This window comes from Blautia sp. AF19-13LB, from assembly GCF_003479105.1.
Lineage (GTDB): Bacteria > Bacillota > Clostridia > Lachnospirales > Lachnospiraceae > Fusicatenibacter > Fusicatenibacter saccharivorans.
Window position 1 is genome coordinate 41,155 of record NZ_QUGO01000022.1, and the last position, 1,941, is coordinate 43,095.

Annotated in this window: 2 protein-coding genes; both read left to right on the forward strand. The window is 46.4% G+C overall.

All coding sequences use genetic code 11. The features are described from left to right. A partial coding sequence (gene tnpB / locus DWX32_RS16875) for an IS66 family insertion sequence element accessory protein TnpB (protein WP_207664923.1) occupies positions 1–363 on the forward strand: 363 nt, incomplete at its 5' end. Positions 364–490: 127 nt separating this feature from the next. Beyond that, positions 491–1,941, forward strand: a 1,451-nt coding sequence (locus DWX32_RS16880; protein WP_118660674.1) for an IS66-like element ISRgn2 family transposase, incomplete at its 3' end; no start/stop codon positions are given.

Sequence of the window (1,941 nt, forward strand, 5' to 3'; positions counted from 1 at the left end):
AATTGTGAAGGAGCTGGAATGTTAGGGGATATCACAGCCGCCGATGAAATCTATATCGTAACAGGCAGAACGGATATGCGGAAATCCATTGACGGGCTGTGTGCTATTGTAGAGGATCAACTCCATATGGATCCAAGGCGAAGTGCCCTGTATCTTTTCTGTGGAAAACGTTGTGACAGGATCAAAGCTTTGCTCTGGGAATCTGACGGATTTGTGCTGCTGTATAAACGTATGGAAGTTCAGGGCAGGTTTCGCTGGCCCAGAAATCAGCTGGAAGTAAAACAATTGACCTGGCAGCAATTCGACTGGCTCATGTCCGGGCTTGAAATCGAACAACCCAAGGCATTCAAACCTACGGAATGATCGCGTAAACGGAGGGGCTTCTCACCCTGTATCATGTCTGAAATCCCTTGTAAATGCTGGGGTTTCTGCTTCTTTTTCATTGCTTTTTATGGTATAATAAGAGCAGTGAAAAAGGAGCAGAAAACATATGGCTGGCAATTCAAAAGATTCAAAAATCCTTGCGTACAAGGACATGATCAACCAACTGAATAAGACGATTTCCACACAGACAGAACTGATCCAGTCTTTACAAAAAACATTGGAAGCAGACCGGCTGGAAAAAGAAAACCTTCGTCAGCAGATTGAATATCTCACGAAGAAACTTTTTGGTACTTCCAGTGAAAAACGGAAAGATATCGCTGGCCAGTTGAATCTTTTTGATGAAGCCGAGCAGGAAGCAGATCCGACATGGGAACAGGAACTTCCTGATGACATCACTGTTCCGGAACATAAGAGAAAAGCAAGACGGACACATGCTGATCTCTTTAAAAATGTTCCTTCCTGCGACGAGATCATTTCTCTTCCGGAAGAGGAGCGAAACTGTCCAACCTGCGGAACGCAGATGGAATGTATTGGGAAAGAATTCGTCCGCCATGAATTTCGTTTTACCCCTGCCAAGGGAAAAGTAGTAAATATCTATCGTGAAACCTATAAATGCCCGGAGTGTGCCATATCAGAGGAACATCCGGATGATCAGACATTTGTCAAAGCCCCTGTTCAGGAACCATTGATCCCGGAAAGTTATGCATCGGAATCCGTTGTCGGATGGGCAATGCACCAGAAGTACCAGAATGGTCTGCCGTTAAACAGGCAGGAAGAGGACTGGAAGCAACTGGGTGTCCCATTAAGCCGGGCTACGCTTGCTAACTGGATCATTTACTGTGCCGAGAATTATCTCCGTCATGTTTATAATTATTTTCACCGTCAGTTACGGATGCGTAAATATCTGATGGCAGATGAAACCCGGGTTCAGGTACTGAATGAGCCGGAGCGTAATCCTGAAACGGATTCCTGGATGTGGCTCTTCCGCAGTGGAGAAGATGGACTTCCGCCGATCCTGCTCTACCATTACACAGAGACAAGGGCAAAGTTCCATGCAGCATCTTTCCTACAGGGGTTCAGCGGATATCTGGAGACAGATGGATACCAGGGTTATAATAATCTGCCGGATATCAAACGCTGCTCTTGCTGGGCACATGTGAGACGTTACTTCACAGATGCCATACCGAAAGGGAAAGAGTATGATTACAGCCTTCCGGCAGTGCAGGGAGTACAGTTCTGTTCCAAGCTGTTTGATTGTGAGCGGTACTCAAAAGCAAAAAATCACACTGCGGAGCAGAGAAAACAATTTCGTCTTGAAAAGGAGAAGCCAATACTGGAGGCATTCTGGAATTGGCTGGATCAACAGCGCCCAAACAAAGGAACCCGTTTGGCGAAAGCGGTAAACTATGCCCAAAATCGGAAAGACACCCTGATGACTTATCTGGAAGACGGTCATTGCAGTTTGTCCAATAATCTTAGCGAGAATGCAATCAGGCCATTCACTGTCGGCCGGAAGAACTGGCTGTTCAGTGCCAGTCCGAAAGGAGCTGCCTCCAG